The 19,286-nt window shown below is 42.8% G+C and carries 17 protein-coding genes; 15 read left to right on the forward strand and 2 right to left on the reverse strand.

Annotated elements, in window-relative coordinates; translation table 11 throughout:
• The first annotated feature begins 163 nt into the window (after positions 1-163).
• The 14 genes from FTV18_RS00530 (at position 164) to FTV18_RS00595 (ending at position 17,118) form a co-directional block, all read left to right on the forward strand.
• A complete protein-coding gene (locus tag FTV18_RS00530; RefSeq protein ID WP_180002742.1) occupies positions 164-1,222 on the forward strand; it encodes a pilus assembly protein PilM in 1,059 nt (352 codons plus the stop codon).
• Positions 1,222-1,860 carry a PilN domain-containing protein gene (locus tag FTV18_RS00535; RefSeq protein WP_179992180.1) on the forward strand — a complete coding sequence of 213 codons (639 nt, stop codon included), beginning with the start codon at positions 1,222-1,224 and terminating at the stop codon, positions 1,858-1,860. The genes FTV18_RS00530 and FTV18_RS00535 overlap by 1 nt, the downstream gene beginning before the upstream one ends.
• Positions 1,857-2,573 (forward strand): type 4a pilus biogenesis protein PilO, encoded by a 717-nt coding sequence (locus FTV18_RS00540; RefSeq protein ID WP_159122691.1) that lies wholly within the window; start codon positions 1,857-1,859, stop codon positions 2,571-2,573. Before FTV18_RS00535 ends, FTV18_RS00540 begins: the two co-directional genes overlap by 4 nt.
• Positions 2,573-3,100 carry a pilus assembly protein PilP gene (locus FTV18_RS00545; protein ID WP_034169727.1) on the forward strand — a complete coding sequence of 176 codons (528 nt, stop codon included), beginning with the start codon at positions 2,573-2,575 and terminating at the stop codon, positions 3,098-3,100. Before FTV18_RS00540 ends, FTV18_RS00545 begins: the two co-directional genes overlap by 1 nt.
• Before the next feature lie 61 nt (positions 3,101-3,161).
• Positions 3,162-5,282 carry a type IV pilus secretin PilQ gene (gene pilQ, locus FTV18_RS00550; protein WP_373685629.1) on the forward strand — a complete coding sequence of 707 codons (2,121 nt, stop codon included), beginning with the start codon at positions 3,162-3,164 and terminating at the stop codon, positions 5,280-5,282.
• A 36-nt stretch (positions 5,283-5,318) separates the two neighbouring features.
• The gene (aroK, locus tag FTV18_RS00555) at positions 5,319-5,855 is read left to right on the forward strand and encodes a shikimate kinase AroK (protein ID WP_005233593.1); all 537 of its coding nucleotides are present in this window, start codon (positions 5,319-5,321) and stop codon (positions 5,853-5,855) included.
• 28 nt (positions 5,856-5,883) lie between these two features.
• On the forward strand, positions 5,884-6,963 hold the full coding sequence (gene aroB / locus FTV18_RS00560) for a 3-dehydroquinate synthase (RefSeq protein WP_180016594.1): 1,080 nt from the start codon (positions 5,884-5,886) through the stop codon (positions 6,961-6,963).
• Between the two features lie 12 nt (positions 6,964-6,975).
• Positions 6,976-7,827: a hypothetical protein gene (locus FTV18_RS00565; RefSeq protein ID WP_180016593.1), complete on the forward strand. Its 852-nt coding sequence runs from the start codon at positions 6,976-6,978 to the stop codon at positions 7,825-7,827.
• Between the two features lie 450 nt (positions 7,828-8,277).
• On the forward strand, positions 8,278-12,753 hold the full coding sequence (gene gltB, locus FTV18_RS00570; protein ID WP_180013506.1) for a glutamate synthase large subunit: 4,476 nt from the start codon (positions 8,278-8,280) through the stop codon (positions 12,751-12,753).
• A 72-nt stretch (positions 12,754-12,825) separates the two neighbouring features.
• Positions 12,826-14,247 (forward strand): FAD-dependent oxidoreductase, encoded by a 1,422-nt coding sequence (locus FTV18_RS00575; protein ID WP_180016592.1) that lies wholly within the window; start codon positions 12,826-12,828, stop codon positions 14,245-14,247.
• Positions 14,248-14,517: 270 nt separating this feature from the next.
• Positions 14,518-15,111: a LemA family protein gene (locus FTV18_RS00580; RefSeq protein WP_218945503.1), complete on the forward strand. Its 594-nt coding sequence runs from the start codon at positions 14,518-14,520 to the stop codon at positions 15,109-15,111.
• Between the two features lie 37 nt (positions 15,112-15,148).
• Positions 15,149-16,192 carry a TPM domain-containing protein gene (locus tag FTV18_RS00585; RefSeq protein ID WP_180016591.1) on the forward strand — a complete coding sequence of 348 codons (1,044 nt, stop codon included), beginning with the start codon at positions 15,149-15,151 and terminating at the stop codon, positions 16,190-16,192.
• The gene (locus FTV18_RS00590; RefSeq protein WP_180016590.1) at positions 16,186-16,746 is read left to right on the forward strand and encodes a TPM domain-containing protein; all 561 of its coding nucleotides are present in this window, start codon (positions 16,186-16,188) and stop codon (positions 16,744-16,746) included. The genes FTV18_RS00585 and FTV18_RS00590 overlap by 7 nt, the downstream gene beginning before the upstream one ends.
• Positions 16,747-16,818: 72 nt before the next feature.
• Positions 16,819-17,118 (forward strand): hypothetical protein, encoded by a 300-nt coding sequence (locus FTV18_RS00595; RefSeq protein ID WP_180016637.1) that lies wholly within the window; start codon positions 16,819-16,821, stop codon positions 17,116-17,118.
• A 28-nt stretch (positions 17,119-17,146) separates the two neighbouring features.
• Here the strand turns inward: FTV18_RS00595 and FTV18_RS00600 are convergent, their stop codons facing one another.
• Positions 17,147-17,653 (reverse strand): pilin, encoded by a 507-nt coding sequence (locus FTV18_RS00600; RefSeq protein WP_180016589.1) that lies wholly within the window; start codon positions 17,651-17,653, stop codon positions 17,147-17,149.
• Between the two features lie 783 nt (positions 17,654-18,436).
• Between FTV18_RS00600 and FTV18_RS00605 the strand changes: the two genes are divergently transcribed.
• Positions 18,437-18,910 (forward strand): pilin, encoded by a 474-nt coding sequence (locus tag FTV18_RS00605; protein WP_218945502.1) that lies wholly within the window; start codon positions 18,437-18,439, stop codon positions 18,908-18,910.
• Between the two features lie 19 nt (positions 18,911-18,929).
• Here FTV18_RS00605 and FTV18_RS00610 read toward each other — a convergent pair whose 3' ends face one another.
• Positions 18,930-19,286: a hypothetical protein gene (locus FTV18_RS00610; protein WP_180016587.1), complete on the reverse strand. Its 357-nt coding sequence runs from the start codon at positions 19,284-19,286 to the stop codon at positions 18,930-18,932.

A 19,286-nucleotide genomic window follows, 5' to 3' on the forward strand; every position in this document is an offset into this window, starting at 1 on the left:
AAGTAAGTTTTAATAAGAGCTAATGGCAAACTAATTACCGGTCAGTATATCCTTTAGATATACATATTGTTAGATGAGTTATTGTATCTGTATAAAATTATAGGCCGGCACAGATTGGTGAGTTTGTTTTTATTGGGGATAAAAAAATAATAGGAATTGTATTGTGCGCAGGTTATATCGTAAGCCAAATAAGGGGTTAATAGGAGTCGATATTAGTTCGACTTCTGTTAAAGTTTTAGAGCTCTCTGTAAAGAACGGTCGGTACTGGGTAGAAAGTTATGCTTTAGTCCCATTACCAGAAAGTAGTGTCGTTGAAAAAAATATTTTAAATCCAGAAGCGGTGGGTGATGCGTTGGGGCGTGCGATTAATTTGGCCAATACCCAGTCCAGTCAGTCAGCCTTTGCGATTCCAACTTCTATGGTCATCACCAAGATCATCGAAATGGATGCCGATATGTCGGATGATGAACGTGAAATTCAGATTCGTGAAGATGCCGAACAATATATTCCTTTCCCACTTGATGAAGCCAGTCTGGACTTTGAAGTTCTGCCAGACCGTTTAACCAATCCGAACCGGGTTAATGTCCTGTTGGTAGCGACCCGAATCGAAAATGTTGAAGCGCGTTCTGAAGTACTGCAAATTGCCAATCTCAATCCAAAAATTGCAGATGTCGAAAGTTTTGCATTAGAAAATGCATTCAAGGTGTTTTCGGATACCTTGCCGATGGGGGTAAATACTGTCGGGATCCTGGATATTGGTCATAGTATGACGACCTTATCCGTCATGCAGAATAACAAGATCATTTATACTCGTGAGCAGGTTTTTGGTGGTAAGCAGCTGACTCAGGAAATCCAGAACCGTTATGGATTGTCTTTTGAGGAAGCAGGGCGTGCTAAAAAAACCCGTGCCTTACCGGATGATTATGACATCGAAGTGCTGGAGCCTTTCCTGGATGCAGTCGTGCAGCAGGCAGCGCGTTCATTACAGTTCTTCTTCTCTTCATCTCAGTTTAACGAGATTGACCATATTTTATTGGCAGGGGGGAATGCCAATATTCCAGGTCTGGCAAAACTATTACAGCAAAAACTCGGCTACCGGGTCACGATTGCCAATCCATTCCTGCAAATGGGCTTTTCTCCTCAAATTGATATTAAAAAAATTGAAAATGACGCGTCCTCACTCATGGTTGCATGTGGTTTGGCATTGAGGAGTTTTGATTAATGGCAAAGATTAACTTACTCCCTTGGCGCGATGAGCTAAGAATTAAAAGAAATAATGAATTTGTAGCGATTTGCGCAGGGGCACTTTTTCTAGGATTGGCAGCAGCAGGTTCAACCTGGTTCTATTACGATCAAAAACTTCAGGATCAGGAACAGGCCAACCAGCTGGTGGTCAGTACTAACCAGAATCTGGATGTACAGCTGAAAGCATTGGATGGTTTACAAGACCAGCGTAATGCAATTGTTGAACGTATGAAGCTGATTCAGGGTTTACAGACTCAACGGCCGATTGCAGTTCACCTGATTGATGAAATTGTACGGGTCACACCAGGCAATATGTACATTACAAAATTTCAGCGTACCGGCGATAAATTCACCATTGAAGGTAAGGCAGAAAGTCCGAATACAGTGGCTGAATTGCTACGTAATCTGGAAGCTTCCACCTGGTATCGTAATGCATTTATGAATGCTTTCCTGGTTGCTGAAGAGCCAAAAGATAAAGCGCCATCCTCAGTGATTCCTCGAGTAGAAGAATCTTATGGCAGCTTTACGGTCACGGTTGATCTGGATCAAATCGCTGAGCCAACACTTAAAGAAGGACAAACACCAGCCACAACTACAGCGGAGGCATCATCATGAGTAATGACGGATTCGATGAATTAAGCCAAGACGTAGTGGCTGTTCCTAGAAAAAAAATGACAGTTGAGAAATTCTTTCAACAATTCAATACACTAGATCCAAATAATTATGGTAGTTGGCCATTATCAGTCAAAATCACCTGCTGGATCTTTATTGTTATTCTGGTTTTTATGCTGGGGTATTTTGGATTTATTCGCGGCAAGATAGAAGCAATTTCACAAGCCAGTGCTCAAGAACAAAACCTGTTAAATGAATTCCGGGAAAAGGAATCCAAGCTGCGTAATTTACAGCAGTATCAGATTCAGTTGCAGGAGATGGAAGCACGTTTTAATCAGCAATTGGAACAATTGCCGAAAGAAACTGAAATTCCAGGTCTGGTAGAAGATATTAACCTGAGTGGAGTGAACTCTGGACTGAAATTTAAGAATATTCGTCTTGAACCTGAAATCAAGCAGGAATTCTTTATTGAACAGCCAATCGCGATTGAAGCCACTGGGGATTATCATGCATTTGGTTCTTTTGTGAGCAGTATTGCAGGGCTTTCGCGCATCGTTACACTGCATGACTTCACGATTACGGGAACTGAAAATAAAGAAAAGAAATCTGAAATTCCTGTCATTGATTATGTGGTAAAAGCAAAAACCTATCGGTATGTAGGTAATGCAGATGCTTCATCTACTCCGGCTACAACTGATATGCAGGGAGCTCAGTAATGAATATCATTAAAATTACTTCAGCTTTAACGCTCGGATTTTTATTGGTGGGCTGCGAATCAAGAATTGATGCAGTCAATCAGGAAATGGCCAATATTCGCAATCAACCGCCATTACCGATTGAGCCGGCACCAGATTTTATTCCGACAGAAATGTTTAATTATGCAGCTCATCAGCTGAAAAGTCCTTTTCTGCCGAGCTCTTTAGCGGCTGAATTGAAAATTATGGCAGGTAAGCGGGTTTATCCGAACTTGTCACGCCAATTACAGCCTTTAGAGAGTTATCCACTAGAGACCTTAAGCATGAAAGGCAGTATGCGGAATCAGGCGGGGCAGATTCTGGCTCTAATTCAAACGCCTGATGGGGAAATTGAACGGATACAACGTGGCAGCTATATGGGACTTAATCATGGTCGTGTAACGAGAATTACGCCGACACAGATTGACTTGATTGAGATTATTCCAGATGGCCGTGAGGGATATGTGGAACGACCACGAAGTCTGGTTTTGATTGGGCCAGCGCCATAAGTTTTAAGGAATAAAAATGAATAAGAGTATTAAAGAATTTATTTTTGGGGATGCTAATACAATGAATCATGTGTTTCGTCAGTTTTCTATGGGGGCTGTCGCGATTGCTGTGATGCAAGCAGCGAGTGCGCAAGTTTCAATGACCAATGTAGTGCCAATGCAAATTCCTGGACAGGGAACTGAAATCCGGGTGATGTTTAATGGCTTGCCACCTCAGCCTCAAGCTTATCAGCTTGAATCTCCATCACGCCTGATTCTGGATTTTAATGAGGCCCAACAAAATCTAAAACAGTCTAGTATTCCAGTCGCAACTGCTGAAGCTAGTTCAGTGGATGTTAGCTCAGATGCACAGCGTTCTCGACTGACGGTGAATCTCGCTAATGCAGGTGCATTTACGACGCGTGTGGAAGGCAATACCTTTATTTTAAAAATTAATTCTGCTACTCCAGTCGCTATTGCTCAGCCTGTACAACAACAGGTCGCTCAGGGGATTACTAATATTGGTTTCCAGCGGGGTGCGCAAGGTGAAGGACTGGTGGTAATTGATCTGGCAGGTCAGAACACACCAGTCGATGTACAGCAGCAGGGAACCAAAGTGATTGTGCGGACTCTGGGCTCCAAGATTCCGGCACATTTGACCCGACGTTTAAATGTAAATGATTTTGCTACACCCGTTTCAACGGTAGATGCAGTCAACCAGAATGGATCAGGCGTAATTACCATTCAGTCTGCGGAAAGCTATGAATATATGGCTTTCCAGACAGATAATAAGCTGACCATTAGTTTGAAGCGTCCAGAAGTTAAAGGGCCTTTACGTCCTAAATCAGTCGCTTATACAGGCAAGAAGATTTCTCTAGATTTTCAGGATATTGAAGTCCGTCGTGTTTTACAGCTATTAGCTGATTTTACCGATATTAATATGGTTGCTGCAGATAGCGTACAGGGTAATATTACCTTACGCCTCAAGGAAGTACCTTGGGATCAGGCTTTAGATATCGTGTTAAAAACCAAAAATCTGGATAAACGCCGTAATGGTAATGTGATCTGGATTGCACCAGTGGCAGAACTAATTAAGGCTGAAGAAGAGGAAGCGAAAGCACTAGCACAGAGTGTTAAGCTTGCACCAATTCAAACTGAATATATGCAGCTCAGTTATGCAAAAGCAGCAGATATTGAAAAACTGATTACTCAAAATAAGAGTGCATCAGGATCAGGGAGCTCGAATAGCACAAGTAACGGTGATGATAGAGAAAGTTTATTAAGTTCACGTGGCTCTATCTCTATTGATGCTCGTACCAATACCATTATTGTGAATGATACCCAGCCATTTATTGATAAAATTCGCAATATGGTCGATCTACTTGATGTGCAAGTGAAGCAGGTGATGGTAGAGGCGCGTATTGTCCGTGCAACCACTGACTTTACCAAAGAAATGGGGGTGAAGTGGGGAATCCTATCTCAAGGGATTACCAATAATAATCACCTTCTTGTAGGGGGGAGTGACACTACTCTATGGGATTTGAGAGATCCTCAAGAAAGTGATTTAGGGGGATTTACCTATGATATTCAACGCCCGGATAACCTAAATGTAGACTTAGGGGTAACCAGTCAAGGAGCAAGCCGTATTGCTTTTGGCTTAATCAGCCTTTCAGATTTTATGCTGGATCTTGAACTTTCTGCACTACAGGCAGACGGTTATGGTGAAGTGATTTCTACGCCGAAAGTGCTCACTGCTGATAAGCAAAAAGCAACTGTGGCTTCTGGTTCGCAAATTCCATATCAGTCCGCAGAAGGTGGTGGTGCTAATGCAGTTTCAACTACTGAATTTATTGATGCAACTTTAAGTCTGGACGTTACACCAAGTATTACCCCAGATGGCAAGGTACAGATGGAGTTGAATATTACCAGTGACTCACCAGGAAATCCGACACCCACTGGACAGTTAACGATAAATAAAAACCAGATCAATACTAATGTACTGGTTGATAATGGTGAAACAGTAGTGTTAGGGGGTATTTTTGAGCAAGAAACTCGAAATGCACAAACTAAGGTGCCTTTCCTGGGCGATCTACCTTATTTAGGCCGTTTATTCCGTAAAGATGTAAAATCAGATAACAAGCGTGAGTTACTGATTTTTGTTACGCCTCGAATTGTTAATGACAGTGTTTCAAGAAATCATTAATATATTTTGAATTTAACAAAATGAATAGGTGACTCCTTGCCAAGCAAAGAGTTTGAAACCCTGCCAAATATCTATTTGGTAGGGCCGATGGGGGCCGGTAAAACAACAGTAGGACGACATTTAGCAGAACTGTTAGGACGAGAATTTCTGGACAGCGATCATGAAATTGAGCGGAAAACAGGAGCTACAATTCCCTGGATCTTCGAAAAAGAGGGTGAAAAGGGTTTTCGTCATCGTGAAACTGTTGTCATTGATGAGTTAACCTCACGTCCACAGCTGGTGCTTGCGACTGGTGGTGGCGCAATTACTCAGGCTCCTAATCGGGATTATTTAAAGCAGCGAGGCATCGTTGTTTATCTTTACACTCCAGTTGAAATTCAGCTTCAGCGAACCTATCGCGACAAAAACCGCCCCTTGTTACAAGTCGAAAATCCTGAACAGAAACTCAGAGATCTGCTTGCAGTGCGGGATCCGTTATACCGGGAAGTCGCACATTACATTATTGAGACCAATCAGGGAGCTGCACGAGATCTGGCGCAGCGTATTCTGAATCTCATCCTTCCGAAAAAATAAGTTCAGTTGAAAAAGTGGTCATTCCCTCATGAAAACCTTATATGTCGAACTCGGTGAACGTCGTTACCCTATTTTTATTGGCAGTAACTTGAATCCTCAGGAATTGCTTGAGCCCTATATCCATGGCAAGCAGGTGATGATTGTCAGTAATGATACGGTGGCACCACTCTATCTGGATCGCTATAAGGCTGCATTGGAAAATCTGGGTAAAACTGTGGCGACCTGTATTTTACCGGATGGCGAGAAATACAAAAATATTGAGCATCTAAACCTGATTTTTGATGCATTGCTTGAGGCGGGTTTTAACCGCGATTGTACAGTTCTGGCACTCGGTGGTGGTGTTATTGGAGATATGGCCGGCTTTGCTTCTGCCTGTTTCCAGCGTGGAGTATATTTTATTCAGGTGCCAACGACGTTGCTGTCTCAAGTAGATTCCAGTGTTGGGGGTAAAACCGGCATTAATCATCCACTGGGTAAAAACATGATTGGTGCTTTCCAGCAGCCACAAGTGGTGCTGGCAGATATGTCGCAGCTATCTACGCTGCCAGATCGTGAGCTATCTGCCGGTTTGGCTGAAGTGATTAAATATGCCTTGCTCGGTGATGAAGAATTTCTGGTCTGGTTAGAAGCCAATATGGAAGGTCTTATTGCTCGTGATGAGCAATTGCTGGCCGAAGCGGTTTATCGTTCTTGTGCGCATAAAGCTCGTATTGTAGCGAATGATGAAAAAGAGCAGGGTGAGCGTGCTTTACTTAATCTCGGTCATACATTCGGTCATGCGATTGAGTCTTATCTGGGTTATGGTGAATGGCTGCACGGAGAAGCGGTAGCAACCGGTATGGTGATGGCAGCAGATTTATCCCATCGCATGGGCTGGATTTCATTAGAAGACCTTGAGCGTACAAAAAAAATCATTTCTCGTGCGCAATTACCTATTGTTTGTCCTAAAATCCCACTTGACGATTTCCTGGCTTATATGGCTCACGACAAGAAAGTTTTAAATGGGCAGCTTCGTCTTGTATTATTGCAGCAACTTGGAAAAGCGGTCATTACTCGAGACTTTGATGTCGAGTTGATGCAACAGGCGATTTTAGCTCATCAGGCATAGGTTTAAATTTTTATGACAGCATTACGTACCCCTTGGCAAAAGATTCAGCATTATTTCTGGCTGGTCTGTGGCGTATGCTGTCTATTTGCTGCCTTGGTTTTTTGGGCTATTACCGATACAGATGAAGTTGTAGAAGTAGAGAAGAAGCCGGAAACGGAAGTTGAATTACAGATTCAACCAGAAAAAGTGGCCTCAATGACCCATCTTGGTGCACTTTCTGATGAGGTTAAGCCTCTTGCTCTCAATACTCGGATTGTTGTCAATGTTAGTCATGAGCCTGAATTCCGCGGAACCAAATATATTGGTAAAGTAAAGAAACAGCATGCGATTGAGCTATTTCGTGTAGGTAATGAAGCCATTCTAAAAACCTTCCTGAAAAAGCAGCAGGATCGTAAGCCTTTTGTTTATTTAAGGCTTTCGGGTGAGAACCAGCCTGAACAATATGTATTGTTATATGGTCTGTATAAAACCGCAGCAGAAGCTCAACAGGCTTTATCAGTGCTCAATCTGAATCTGCCTAAATCCGTCCAGCCTAAAGTTGTGGCCATGCAACAATATGCCAGTCTAGTCAACAGTATGGGTTCGGAAGAACTGGCAAGTAATCAAAAACTTTATGAAATTCAGTTGAAAAATGTACCTTTACCGAAAGTCGATGAATCCGTACAGATAAGACCGAAAGCTCAACCTTCAGCACCTGTGGTCACCCCTAAAGAAAGCACCACGAGTACCACGATTGTTCGACGTGATCAGGAAGGTAATGTAGTAGATGTACAGAAATCTCAAAGTCATGTCGAAGGAAGTCCGCGCTCATCAAATGGCAATTCTCGACCTCAAGAAAACGAGATTAGTGATCCATTTAACTAGGCCGGTCTAAAATAGCGCACGGACACTTTATCTTTATTATAAATGTGCGCTTTTGGTGCAAAAAATACGCACCATAAATAATCATAATTTTCCTTTTGTAGGCTAAATCTTTGTCATTTGTGTTGTTTTGATTTTTGCTCCTTAAGTTGGCATGAAATTTGCTTTATTGGTGCATGAATTGAATTAATCTCCCTGTTTTGGCGCGAAAATGATTCGATGAATAGGCGTAATTGTCATCTTTGTTGCTTATTTTTATCTTATCCATCAGCAAAATGAATGTTATTTTTCATGCATTCCGTCTGAAAAAGGATTATGTTGAAAAGATACTCAATGATATTTTGCTCTATAAAGCTGCTTAGCTTGCGGAGTAAATCAGACAGTCACGCACAGCAGAATTTAGATTGTTTAATAGCCTATCGGGCTTAGTGAAAAGAAGGGTACGCTATGCACATGCCATCGCCTAATAATGTAGCTCCCGCTCAAGGTTTATACCAACCGGATGAGTTTAAAGATAACTGTGGTTTCGGTTTGATCGCCCATATGCAGGGTGATGCCAGTCATGATCTGGTCAAGACCGCAATTCATAGTCTAAGTTGTATGACCCACCGTGGCGGTATTGCTGCTGATGGCAAGACCGGTGATGGTTGTGGTCTATTGCTGGCAATGCCTAAAGAATTCTTCCGTGAAGAGGCCAAACGCTTAAGTGACATTACCTTAAGTGAGATTTTTGCTGTGGGTACAGTATTCCTGAATCTGGATCCAGCATTAGCCGCACATGCAAAACAAGTCCTGACGAAAGAAATTGAAGAAGAAGGTTGTCGCGTTATCGCATGGCGTGTTGTGCCGACGAATAATGATGCGCTTGGTGAGATTGCGATGCAGTCTCTGCCAGCTTTTGAGCAGGTCATCGTGAACTGCCCAATCGGTGTGACTGAAGTTGAATTCAACCGCAAATTGTTCCTTGCGCGTCGTCGTGCTGAGCAGCAGTTAACCAGTGATCCATACTTCTATGTGACGACCTTATGCTCAACTGTAATCAGCTATAAAGGTCTGATGATGCCGGCAGCGATTGCTGACTTCTATACTGACCTGGCTGATGAGCGTCTGGCATCACATATCGTGGTCTTCCACCAACGTTTTTCTACCAATACATTGCCACGCTGGCCACTGGCTCAGCCATTCCGTTACCTGGCGCACAATGGTGAGATCAACACTATTACGGCTAACCGTAACTGGGCAATGGCGCGTACGCCTAAATTTGAAAACCCATTACTGCCAGGTCTGACTGAGCTGAATCCAATCGTAAACCGTACTGGTTCAGATTCATCTAGTCTGGATAACATGCTGGAAATCCTCGTGGGTGGTGGTATGGATCTGTTCCGTGCGCTACGTATGCTGGTTCCACCTGCTTGGCAGAATGTTGAAACTTTAGATGCTGACTTACGTGCATTCTATGAGTTCAACTCTAAACATATGGAAGCATGGGATGGCCCTGCTGGTTTAGTTATCCAAGACGGTCGTCATGCGATCTGTATGCTGGATCGTAACGGCTTGCGTCCGGCACGTTGGGTCATCACTAAAAATGGCTACATCACACTGGCGTCAGAAATCGGTGTATGGGGTTATGAACCTGAAGATGTCATTTCTAAAGGTCGTGTGGGTCCTGGCCAAATGCTGGTGATCGATACTTATACTGGTAAAGTGCTAGACACTCAGGATGTGAATAATCACCTGAAACGTATGCGTCCATACCGTGAATGGTTACGTGAAAATGCTGTACGTCTACAAGGTAGCCCTGAGCTGGAAGAATATCTATGTGAGCGAGGCTTGAAAGGTGACAACCTGAAAGCGGCACAGAAAATGTTCATGGTGACTTTCGAGGAACGTGACCAGTTACTGCGTCCAATCGCTGAAAGCGGTCAGGAAGCTGTAGGTTCTATGGGTGACGATACTCCAATGGCGGTTTTGTCACGTCAGGTACGTCATGTATCGGACTATTTCCGTCAGCAGTTCGCTCAGGTAACGAATCCGCCAATCGATCCATTACGTGAATCGATTGTAATGTCACTAGAAACCTGTTTAGGTCGTGAACAAAACGTTTTCGAACAGGGTCCAGAACATGCAGACCGTCTGATTATTTCAAGTCCGGTTCTGTCTAATTCAAAAATGCATCAAATCCGCACGCTAGGCCGTACAGGTTATGAGATTGCGGATATTGATCTGAACTATGCTGAAACCGAAGGTCTGGAAGCTGCGATTGCTCGTATTTGCGAAGAATCAGCGCAAGCGATTCGTGACGGCAAAACTTTATTGGTACTTTCAGACAAGAAAATCCGTGAAGGTTTCTTGCCAGCCAATGCTGTGATGGTCACTGGTGCAGTACACCATCATCTAATCAATACTGGTCTGCGTACTGATGCGAATTTGATTGTTGAAACCGGTTTCGCCCGTGATCCACATCAATTTGCCGTTCTGCTTGGCTTTGGCGCGACAGCAATTTATCCATACCTGGCATATGACGTGATCAATGATCTGGTTGCTAAAGGTGAATTGCTGGGTGATCCGGTCTATGCGCAAAACAATTTCCGTAAGGGTATTGAAAAAGGCCTGCTGAAAGTCCTGTCTAAGATGGGTATTTCAACTGTGGCTTCTTACCGTGGCGGTCAGCTGTTTGAAGCAGTCGGTTTATCCAATGAAGTTGTGAATAAATGCTTCGTAGGTGTTCCGAGCCGTATTCAGGGTGCAACTTTTGCTGATCTTGAAAATGACCAGAAACAACTGGCAGATTTGGCATGGAAAAACCGTAAGCCAATCGATCAGGGCGGTATGCTGAAATTCGTCTTCGGCAAGGAATACCATGCGTTTAACCCGGACGTGATTAACTCACTGCATAAAGCAGTACGTTCTGGTAATTATGCTGACTTTAAAGAATATGCAGAACTGGTAAATAACCGTCCGATTGCAACCATCCGTGATTTATTCAAGCTGAAAACTGACAACTCAATTCCAGTGGATCAGGTTGAGTCTGTAGAAGATATCCTGCCTCGTTTTGACTCCGCGGGTATGTCTTTGGGTGCACTATCTCCTGAAGCACATGAAGCGATTGCGATTGCTATGAACACTATCGGTGGTCGTTCTAACTCTGGTGAGGGCGGTGAAGATCCAGCGCGTTATGGCACCATCCGTAACTCGAAAATCAAACAGATTGCATCCGGACGTTTTGGTGTAACTCCAGCGTACTTAACATCAGCAGAAGTACTGCAAATTAAAGTCGCGCAAGGTGCAAAACCAGGTGAAGGTGGTCAGTTGCCAGGTGGTAAAGTGAATGGCTTGATTGCCCGTTTACGTTATTCAGTTCCGGGCGTGACTCTGATTTCGCCACCACCACACCATGATATCTATTCAATCGAAGATTTATCTCAGTTGATCTTTGACTTGAAACAGGTCAATCCGCAAGCGATGGTATCGGTGAAACTGGTATCTGAACCGGGTGTAGGTACGATTGCAGCAGGTGTGGCAAAAGCTTATGCCGATTTTATTACCATTTCTGGTTATGACGGTGGTACAGCAGCATCTCCATTATCCTCGATTCACCATGCGGGTTCTCCATGGGAATTAGGTTTAAGTGAAGCGCATCAAGCACTTCGTGTAAACGACTTACGTGGCAAAGTACGCGTTCAAACTGATGGTGGTTTAAAAACTGGTCTTGACGTGGTAAAAGCAGCGATCTTGGGTGCAGAGAGCTTTGGCTTCGGTTCGACTCCAATGATTGCCTTAGGTTGTAAATACCTGCGTATCTGTCACTTGAATAACTGTGCGACCGGTGTTGCGACTCAGCAGGATCATCTGCGTCAAGAGCACTACATCGGCGAACCACAAATGCTGATCAACTTCTTCACTTTCATTGCTGAAGAAACTCGCGAATGGTTGGCTGCATTGGGTGTATCTAGCCTGAAAGACCTGATCGGTCGTACCGACTTGCTGGAAATCTTGCCAGGTGAAACTGACAAACATGCTCACCTTGATCTGAGCAAACTGCTAGAGTCACATCCAGCAGCAGAAGGTAAAGCACAGTACTGTGAAGTACAGGGTAATGAACCATTCGATAAAGGTATTCTGGCTGAGAAAATGGTAGAGGAAATTCTGCCAGCAATCGAAGCAGGTACAGGCGGTGAATACAGCTTTACCGTAGGTAACTGTGACCGTTCGATTGGTGCACGTCTGTCAGGTGAAATTGCCAAACGTTATGGCAACCTGAGTATGGAAGCACATCCAGTTAAAGTAAATCTGACTGGTACAGCGGGTCAGTCACTCGGTGTCTGGAATGCCGGTGGTCTGCATCTCAAACTGGAAGGTGATGCGAACGACTACGTGGGTAAAGGTATGGCAGGTGGTCGTATCTCGATTTTCCCACCGAAAGGTTCGCCATTCCAGACTCAAAATACTGCGATCATTGGTAATACCTGTCTGTATGGTGCGACTGGTGGTAAATTGTTTGCTGCGGGTACTGCGGGTGAACGTTTTGCAGTTCGTAACTCTGGTGCCTTTGCTGTGATTGAGGGTGCAGGCGATCACTGCTGTGAATATATGACTGGCGGTATTGTGACTGTCCTAGGTAAAGTAGGTCATAACTTCGGTGCAGGTATGACCGGTGGTTTTGCTTATGTATTGGACCTGGACAATGATTTTGTAGATCATTACAACCATGAGTTGATTGAACTGAACCGTATCTCAACTGAAGCGATGGAAGAACATCAGACCTTTTTGCTTCGCATTTTAGATGAACATATTGCAGAAACAGGTAGTGCTTGGGCGTACAAGATCCGCCATGAGTTTGATTTCTATAGTCGTAAGTTCTGGCTGGTAAAACCAAAAGCAGCTAACTTGTTGACCTTGTTGAAAACAACTCAAGCTGATCCACAATAATTCCACTACTGCAGATATAGGTAGACCTAAGGTAATGCGAATAAAGCCTTGGGTCTACCCACGGAGAGAGAGATGGCAGAGCGCCTAAATAATGACTTTCAATTCCTGGATGTCGCACGCCAAGATCCAGAGAAAAAAGAGATTGACGTCCGCAAAGCAGAATTTGTGGAAATTTATAAACCTTTCACAACAGAAGTGGCTGCAAATCAGTCACATCGTTGTCTAGGTTGTGGTAACCCGTACTGTGAATGGAAATGTCCGGTTCATAATTACATCCCAAACTGGTTGAAGTTACTTGCAGAAGGCCGTATTTTCCAGGCAGCAGAATTGTGTCACCAAACCAATACTTTGCCAGAAGTGTGTGGTCGTGTTTGTCCTCAAGACCGTCTGTGTGAAGGTGCTTGTACCCTCAATGATGGTTTTGGTGCAGTCACCATTGGTAATGCTGAAAAATATATCAATGACACCGCTTTCGCTTTAGGCTGGCGTCCAGATATGTCTCATGTGAAATGGACTGATAAGAAAGTTGCTATCATTGGGGCAGGTCCTGCGGGTCTAGGCTGTGCTGATATTCTGGTACGTAATGGTGTTAAACCTGTTGTATTTGATAAACGTCCTGAAATTGGTGGTCTGCTGACTTTCGGTATTCCAGAATTCAAGATGGAAAAAGACGTGATGAAACGCCGTCGTGAAATTTTTACCGGCATGGGTGTTGAATTCCGTCTGAATACTGAAATTGGTACCGATGTCACCATCGACCAATTGCTCGCTGACTATGATGCTGTCTTTATGGGTATGGGAACATACACTTATATGAAAGGTGGCTTTGCTGGTGAAGATCTGGATGGTGTATATGATGCACTGGATTTCCTGATTGCTAACGTGAACCGTTGCCAGGGGTGGGAAAAAGATCCATCCGAATACATCAGCGTTGAAGGCAAGAAAGTGATTGTCTTGGGTGGTGGTGATACTGCGATGGACTGTAACCGTACTTCAATCCGTCAAGGTGCTGAGTCAGTGGTTTGTGCTTATCGTCGTGATGAAGCGAACATGCCAGGTTCACGTCGTGAAGTAAAAAATGCGCGTGAAGAAGGTGTGGAATTCCAGTTCAACCGTCAACCTATCGAAATCATGGGTGAAAATGGCAAAGTGACTGGCGTAAAAGTGGTAACGACTCAACTGGGTGAACCAGACAGCCGTGGCCGCCGTAGCCCGGAACCAATTCCAGGTTCAGAAGAAATTCTGCCTGCAGATGCGGTATTGCTGGCATTTGGTTTCCGTACCAGCCCTGCAGACTGGTTTACTGACGTAGAAATCAACCTGGATGGTTCTGGTCGTGTACTTGCAGCTGAACAACAGCAATACAAATTCCAGACTTCAAATCCAAAAATCTTTGCTGGTGGCGACATGGTCCGTGGTTCTGACCTGGTCGTGACTGCGATCTGGGAAGGTCGTCAGGCTGCGGAAGGTATTCTGGATTATCTTGGTGTTTAATCTAATTTAATCATTTAATTAAAAAACCCGCTATGGCGGGTTTTTTATTTTTCTTCATTTTACTAATTTATTCAGCTTAGTTCTAAGTAGTTATAATAAATATGGATTTAAACTTATCAATATATCCAATATTAATTCGTAGCTCTGAAGCAGAACAGAAGGAATAAAAACGGTATAAGTAAAAAATTATAAAAATTAACAAAAAATGAGAAAAATATGTTTAAAATCAAATTTATTAAATAAATATCAATAAAGAATTGAGGAGAAAAGATGATTCCTGTATTAAAAAAATCTTTCATTGCTCTGATGTTAGCCAGTACCCTGACGCTTACAGGTTGTGGCTATAACACCTTACAAGTCAAGGATGAGGCTGTAACTGCAGCATGGTCCGAAGTACAAAACCAGTACCAGCGTCGTGCTGACTTGGTGCCGAATCTGGTGAATGTTGTCAAAGGCTATGCAGCGCATGAAGAGCAGGTGCTAACTGAAGTGACTCAGGCACGTGCCAATGTGGCAGGCTTAAAAGTCGACCGTGAAGTGCTGGAAGATCCTGAACTGTTCCAGCGTTATCAGGAAGCTCAAGCACAAATGACTAGTGCTTTATCGCGTTTATTGGCCGTAACCGAGAATTATCCTGATTTGAAAGCTAATGAGCAGTTCCGTGATCTGCAGGTACAACTTGAGGGTACTGAAAACCGTATTGCGGTAGCGCGTAACCGTTATATTACGACTGTACAAGATTTTAACTCTTATGCACGTCAGTTCCCGCAGGTGATGACGGCCAAAGTTATTGGGATGGATACCAAACCAAACTTTAGTGCAGAGCAGAGTGCGCAACAGGCACCTAAGGTTTCATTTGAATAAGCCTGATCTTGGGTAATCTGCTAATAAGGTGGCTGCAATGATGCATATAAGCGCTGTAAAACTTTATATAGGTCTATTTCTCAGCCTCATTATGAGCCTGATGAATCCTGCCTGGAGTGAAACAGCAACAGCAACTGATACAGAAGAAGTGATTGTTGCACGTGAAATTTTGCAGCCTAAAACGAATACTACGGATCAAAATGTAGAATCTGCAGATACAGCACCGCAGCGCCAAATTGCCAATGATATGGCAGAAGGTCAGGTTCAGCGCGACTTGCCCAGCATGAATGAGCCAGTCATTGATCAGGCAAATTTATTGACAGCAGCAGAAAAACAGCAACTTAGTCAAAGAATTATCAATCTTTATCAGGCGGGTAAGGCTCAGATTGGCGTAGTAATTGTCCCTACCACGGGCCAGGAAGATATTTTTGACTATTCCATGCGTGTGGCAGATCGCTGGCAACTGGGATCAAAAGAACACGATAATGGCCTGTTAATGACCATTGCGGTAAATGACCATCGTATCCAGATTTTAACTGGATATGGGTTAGAAGGCGTTCTGCCAGATATTGTGGCTGGACGGATTATTAATAACAAAATTACACCTTTGTTTAAGCAGGGTCAGTATGCACAAGGGATAGATGCTGGGCTGGCAGAAATAGAGCGTATTCTAAATCTGGATCCAGAAATTGCAGCTCAAGCAGCGGCTGAGCTTAAAGAGCGTCAGGAGCAGGCTTATAAAGCGCAGCAAGCATCTCAAGCGACTTTTGGTTCGGTTATTTTTATTATCGTCGCTGGTGTTATTGGTTCCATGATCTTTGGCAGAAAGCTGAGTGCAGCCACTGCTGCAGTGGCTGGAACTGCAGCCGGGTTAGTCAATGGCATGGGATTGGTCGCTAGCCTATTAATTGGTGCTGGAGTTTTCTTTTTACTCGTGACCTCACTTGCTCAGTTGATCCTGCATGCCTTTATGGCAGGTGGAGGTCGTGGCGGCGGTAGTGGACGTGGTGGTTTTGGAGGCGGCGGCTTCGGTGGAGGCGGCGGTGGTTTTGGTGGGGGAGGAGCATCAGGCTCATGGTAACAACTACAGATACAACAGATATTGTCACGCAACCTAAGCTGGAAGAACATGCTCAACCAAGTTTTAAGCGCTGGCTTAAGCACTTCTTTTATATGCCTGCAACTAAGCGGTTTTTCTCTAAGCAGGATCAGCATGCGATTGCAATTGCTGTAGAAGAAGCAGAGCATGGACATGTGGGAGAAATTCAGGTCGTGATTGAAGGGTGTCTACCTTCTCGTTCTGCTTATTATCAAGATACGCTTTGTCGTGCCCGTCAACTTTTTGCTGAACTGGGTGTTTGGGATACAGAGCACAATAGTGGCGTGCTTTTATATTTAAACCTCTGTGATCATAAAGTGGAAATTGTAATTGACCGGGGAATTAAGCAGGCAACTACACAAGATGTCTGGGATGAGATTTGTGAAAATATTATTCAGCAGTTGAAGCAACAAAAGTATAAGAATGGAGTGATTTTGGGTGTTAAGCAGATTGGAGAAATTTTAAATCAATACTATGATCGAAAAATGGATGATTTAAAGAATGAATTAGGAAACAAGCCCATCATTTTGGGGTGACCTTATCAATTAATTTGCTGTTGTCGAGTCGACTCTATACGATTTTAGAGTTGTTTAAAAGCCAACAAACCGATTGTTCTACCGAAAGGCTCTGCCATTAATAACGATACGGTTGCAATGGAGGCTGGACGTAAACGAGGCTCGATTAAAAAGAGCCGTCATGCTGCATTGGTTGAAGCAATTGAGCTAGCTGCGCAGCAAGTTGGGCAAAATATTCTTTCGCCTACACAGCAGGTTGAAAAAGCTAAAAATAAGACCAAAGCGGTTAAAACTGATTATGAGCAGCTTAGGGAAGATTATGAAAAACTGCTGGAAAAGTGTAATTCACTGTTGTTGGAAAATTTTGAGTTAAAACAAAAAACGCATCTTTAAAGATGCGTTTTTGTTTTATAAATTATATTTAACGACAAGCTGCTGGAGCATATTTGGCTTGAAGAGTACCAGCAGTGATACCTGTCATTTTTTGTGCTGTTGCTGCTGCTTGCGTTGCTGATGCACAACCCCAGTCTAATGAACCAGAATTACCAGCTCTAATAGCAGTATTCAATGCTACAGCTCTAGCATTCGCTGCTCCAGAACGTACAAAAGGTTTAATATTTAAAGTATTTTCTGTAGCTGCTACACCCATTGTTGTTGGGTTGTAAGTAATAGTAATTTCCCCTGTTGTTGCATTAATTAATACCGAATTAACATATTTACTATTTGCTCCAGTGTTACTAGCTTGAGCATTCCAGGTGTCGGCTACACGTTTTAAATCTGCTGCTGAGGCTGCGCCATCAGTAGCGATTGCTAGTTTAGCACTACTTGCTAAATTTAGTCCTTCAGTTACACGTGTACGTACTGTGTAGTCTTGATAAGCTGGAATCGCAATTGCAGCAAGAATACCGATAATTGCTACAACAATCATTAATGCTTACCATTCCATAAGTCACTTTATATGGACATGAATTAAACCATTGAATTGTCTTGTTTTACTTCATTTTTCATTTTGTCCATATGGACACCGTTTTAAATAGACAAATTTTTCCAATTTGTCCATATCAGAAAATGGCTTTTACTCAGTGCGATAGGGTGAATTTTTATAAAAGCAGACTGGTCGTGAGATATTTTAAAATTTTGATAAGCTAAAAACAGAATAAAAAAATCCAAACTCATTTATAAGCCAGCTTTTGTAGTTCTTCTCTATGCTGACGAATCACACGTCTTGCATTATGGATCACAATACGACGAGTCGCTTCATCATCACCAAATTGCATAGGCAAAACTTCTATAACGGGACGAGGGATTCGTTCTGTTATTTTGTAATCTTTCAGCCGTTTCATTTTATTACTCCCTCTTATATGAAACATTCAGCACAGAACTTGGCTTTTCAATTTTAAACTGCACTCGTCATTGCACAAGTAATCATCACTACATCAATAATTGTATGCTTTTTTAGCTGCTGAAAATTCATCTTTTTCTAGTACAAACAACTTACATTTCAGCATCTTATAAAACCAACAAAACTGACATTTTTTGTCACTTAGTTACACAAAATTACTTAGTGATTTTTTAAATTTTTAAATTCATTAAACAATGTATTGATTTCACGCAAAATAATTAGATAATATGCTTTGGCACACTTTGTGCAAACTATAAACTAGCTTACAAAGCTTATAATTAAATTAACAAAACATTTGTGGAGAATGTTATGAATACAATGCAGAAGGGCTTCACGCTCATCGAGCTTATGATTGTTGTCGCTATTATTGGTATTCTTGCTGCAATCGCGATTCCAGCTTATTCTAACTATACTGGTCGTGCTCAAGCTTCTGAGGGCTTAAAAGTAACAACTGGTTTACAAGCTGATATTGGTGTATTTGTAAACGAATACAATAGAGCACCAGATACAGAAGATTTAAAGGATGGTAAAGAAGCGGCCTCTATTGCTGCGGCTGCACGAGCTCTTGCCGGTAAATACTTCAATGCAGGCGGTGTTACAGTTACAGATGGTGGTGTTATTAATATTGAATTTGCAAGTGGTGCTAATAAGGGAAAAGGATTCAAATTAACTCCCACTTTAACTACTGCTAAGCAAATCTCTAAATGGACTTGTGCTCCTCTAACTGGAGAGAAAGCAATTGATACAGCTCGTTTACCAACTAGCTGTCAAGCCCAAGAATAAAATTAAAAAAAACGCATCTTCAAGGATGCGTTTTTTGTTTTAACTCAAAATTTTCTAGCAATAGCGAATTCACTTTTTCAAGCAATTTTTCATAATCTTCCTTCAATTGCTCATAATCACTTTTAACCGCTTTAGTCTTGCTTTTTGCTTGTTCAATCTGCTGTGTAGGTGAAAGAATATTTTGTCCTACTTCTTGCGCAGCCAGCTCAATAGCCTCCACTAGTGCAGCATGACGGCTCTTCTTGATCGAACCTCGTTTACGTCCAGCTTCAAGTGCCACAGTGTCATTGTTAATCGCAGAACCTTTCGGTAGGACGGTTGGTTTATTAGCTTTTAAACGCTCCAAAGCGGCATAATATTCATTTAATGCACTCAT

The organism is Acinetobacter sp. YH12241 (assembly GCF_013417535.1).
Classification (GTDB): Bacteria; Pseudomonadota; Gammaproteobacteria; order Pseudomonadales; family Moraxellaceae; genus Acinetobacter.

Bases quoted from the DNA above. Each gene is read 5' to 3' on its own strand.
- FTV18_RS00585 (WP_180016591.1), top strand. From the start codon at position 15,149: ATGATGCATATAAGCGCTGTAAAACTTTATATAGGTCTATTTCTCAGC.
- FTV18_RS00600 (WP_180016589.1), bottom strand. From the start codon at position 17,653: ATGATTGTTGTAGCAATTATCGGTATTCTTGCTGCAATTGCGATTCCA.
- FTV18_RS00545 (WP_034169727.1), top strand. From the start codon at position 2,573: ATGAATATCATTAAAATTACTTCAGCTTTAACGCTCGGATTTTTATTG.
- FTV18_RS00575 (WP_180016592.1), top strand. From the start codon at position 12,826: ATGGCAGAGCGCCTAAATAATGACTTTCAATTCCTGGATGTCGCACGC.
- FTV18_RS00610 (WP_180016587.1), bottom strand. From the start codon at position 19,286: ATGAGTGCATTAAATGAATATTATGCCGCTTTGGAGCGTTTAAAAGCT.
- FTV18_RS00565 (WP_180016593.1), top strand. From the start codon at position 6,976: ATGACAGCATTACGTACCCCTTGGCAAAAGATTCAGCATTATTTCTGG.
- FTV18_RS00590 (WP_180016590.1), top strand. From the start codon at position 16,186: ATGGTAACAACTACAGATACAACAGATATTGTCACGCAACCTAAGCTG.
- aroB (WP_180016594.1), top strand. From the start codon at position 5,884: ATGAAAACCTTATATGTCGAACTCGGTGAACGTCGTTACCCTATTTTT.
- FTV18_RS00535 (WP_179992180.1), top strand. From the start codon at position 1,222: ATGGCAAAGATTAACTTACTCCCTTGGCGCGATGAGCTAAGAATTAAA.
- FTV18_RS00580 (WP_218945503.1), top strand. From the start codon at position 14,518: ATGATTCCTGTATTAAAAAAATCTTTCATTGCTCTGATGTTAGCCAGT.
- FTV18_RS00540 (WP_159122691.1), top strand. From the start codon at position 1,857: ATGAGTAATGACGGATTCGATGAATTAAGCCAAGACGTAGTGGCTGTT.
- pilQ (WP_373685629.1), top strand. From the start codon at position 3,162: ATGAATCATGTGTTTCGTCAGTTTTCTATGGGGGCTGTCGCGATTGCT.
- gltB (WP_180013506.1), top strand. From the start codon at position 8,278: ATGCCATCGCCTAATAATGTAGCTCCCGCTCAAGGTTTATACCAACCG.
- FTV18_RS00605 (WP_218945502.1), top strand. From the start codon at position 18,437: ATGAATACAATGCAGAAGGGCTTCACGCTCATCGAGCTTATGATTGTT.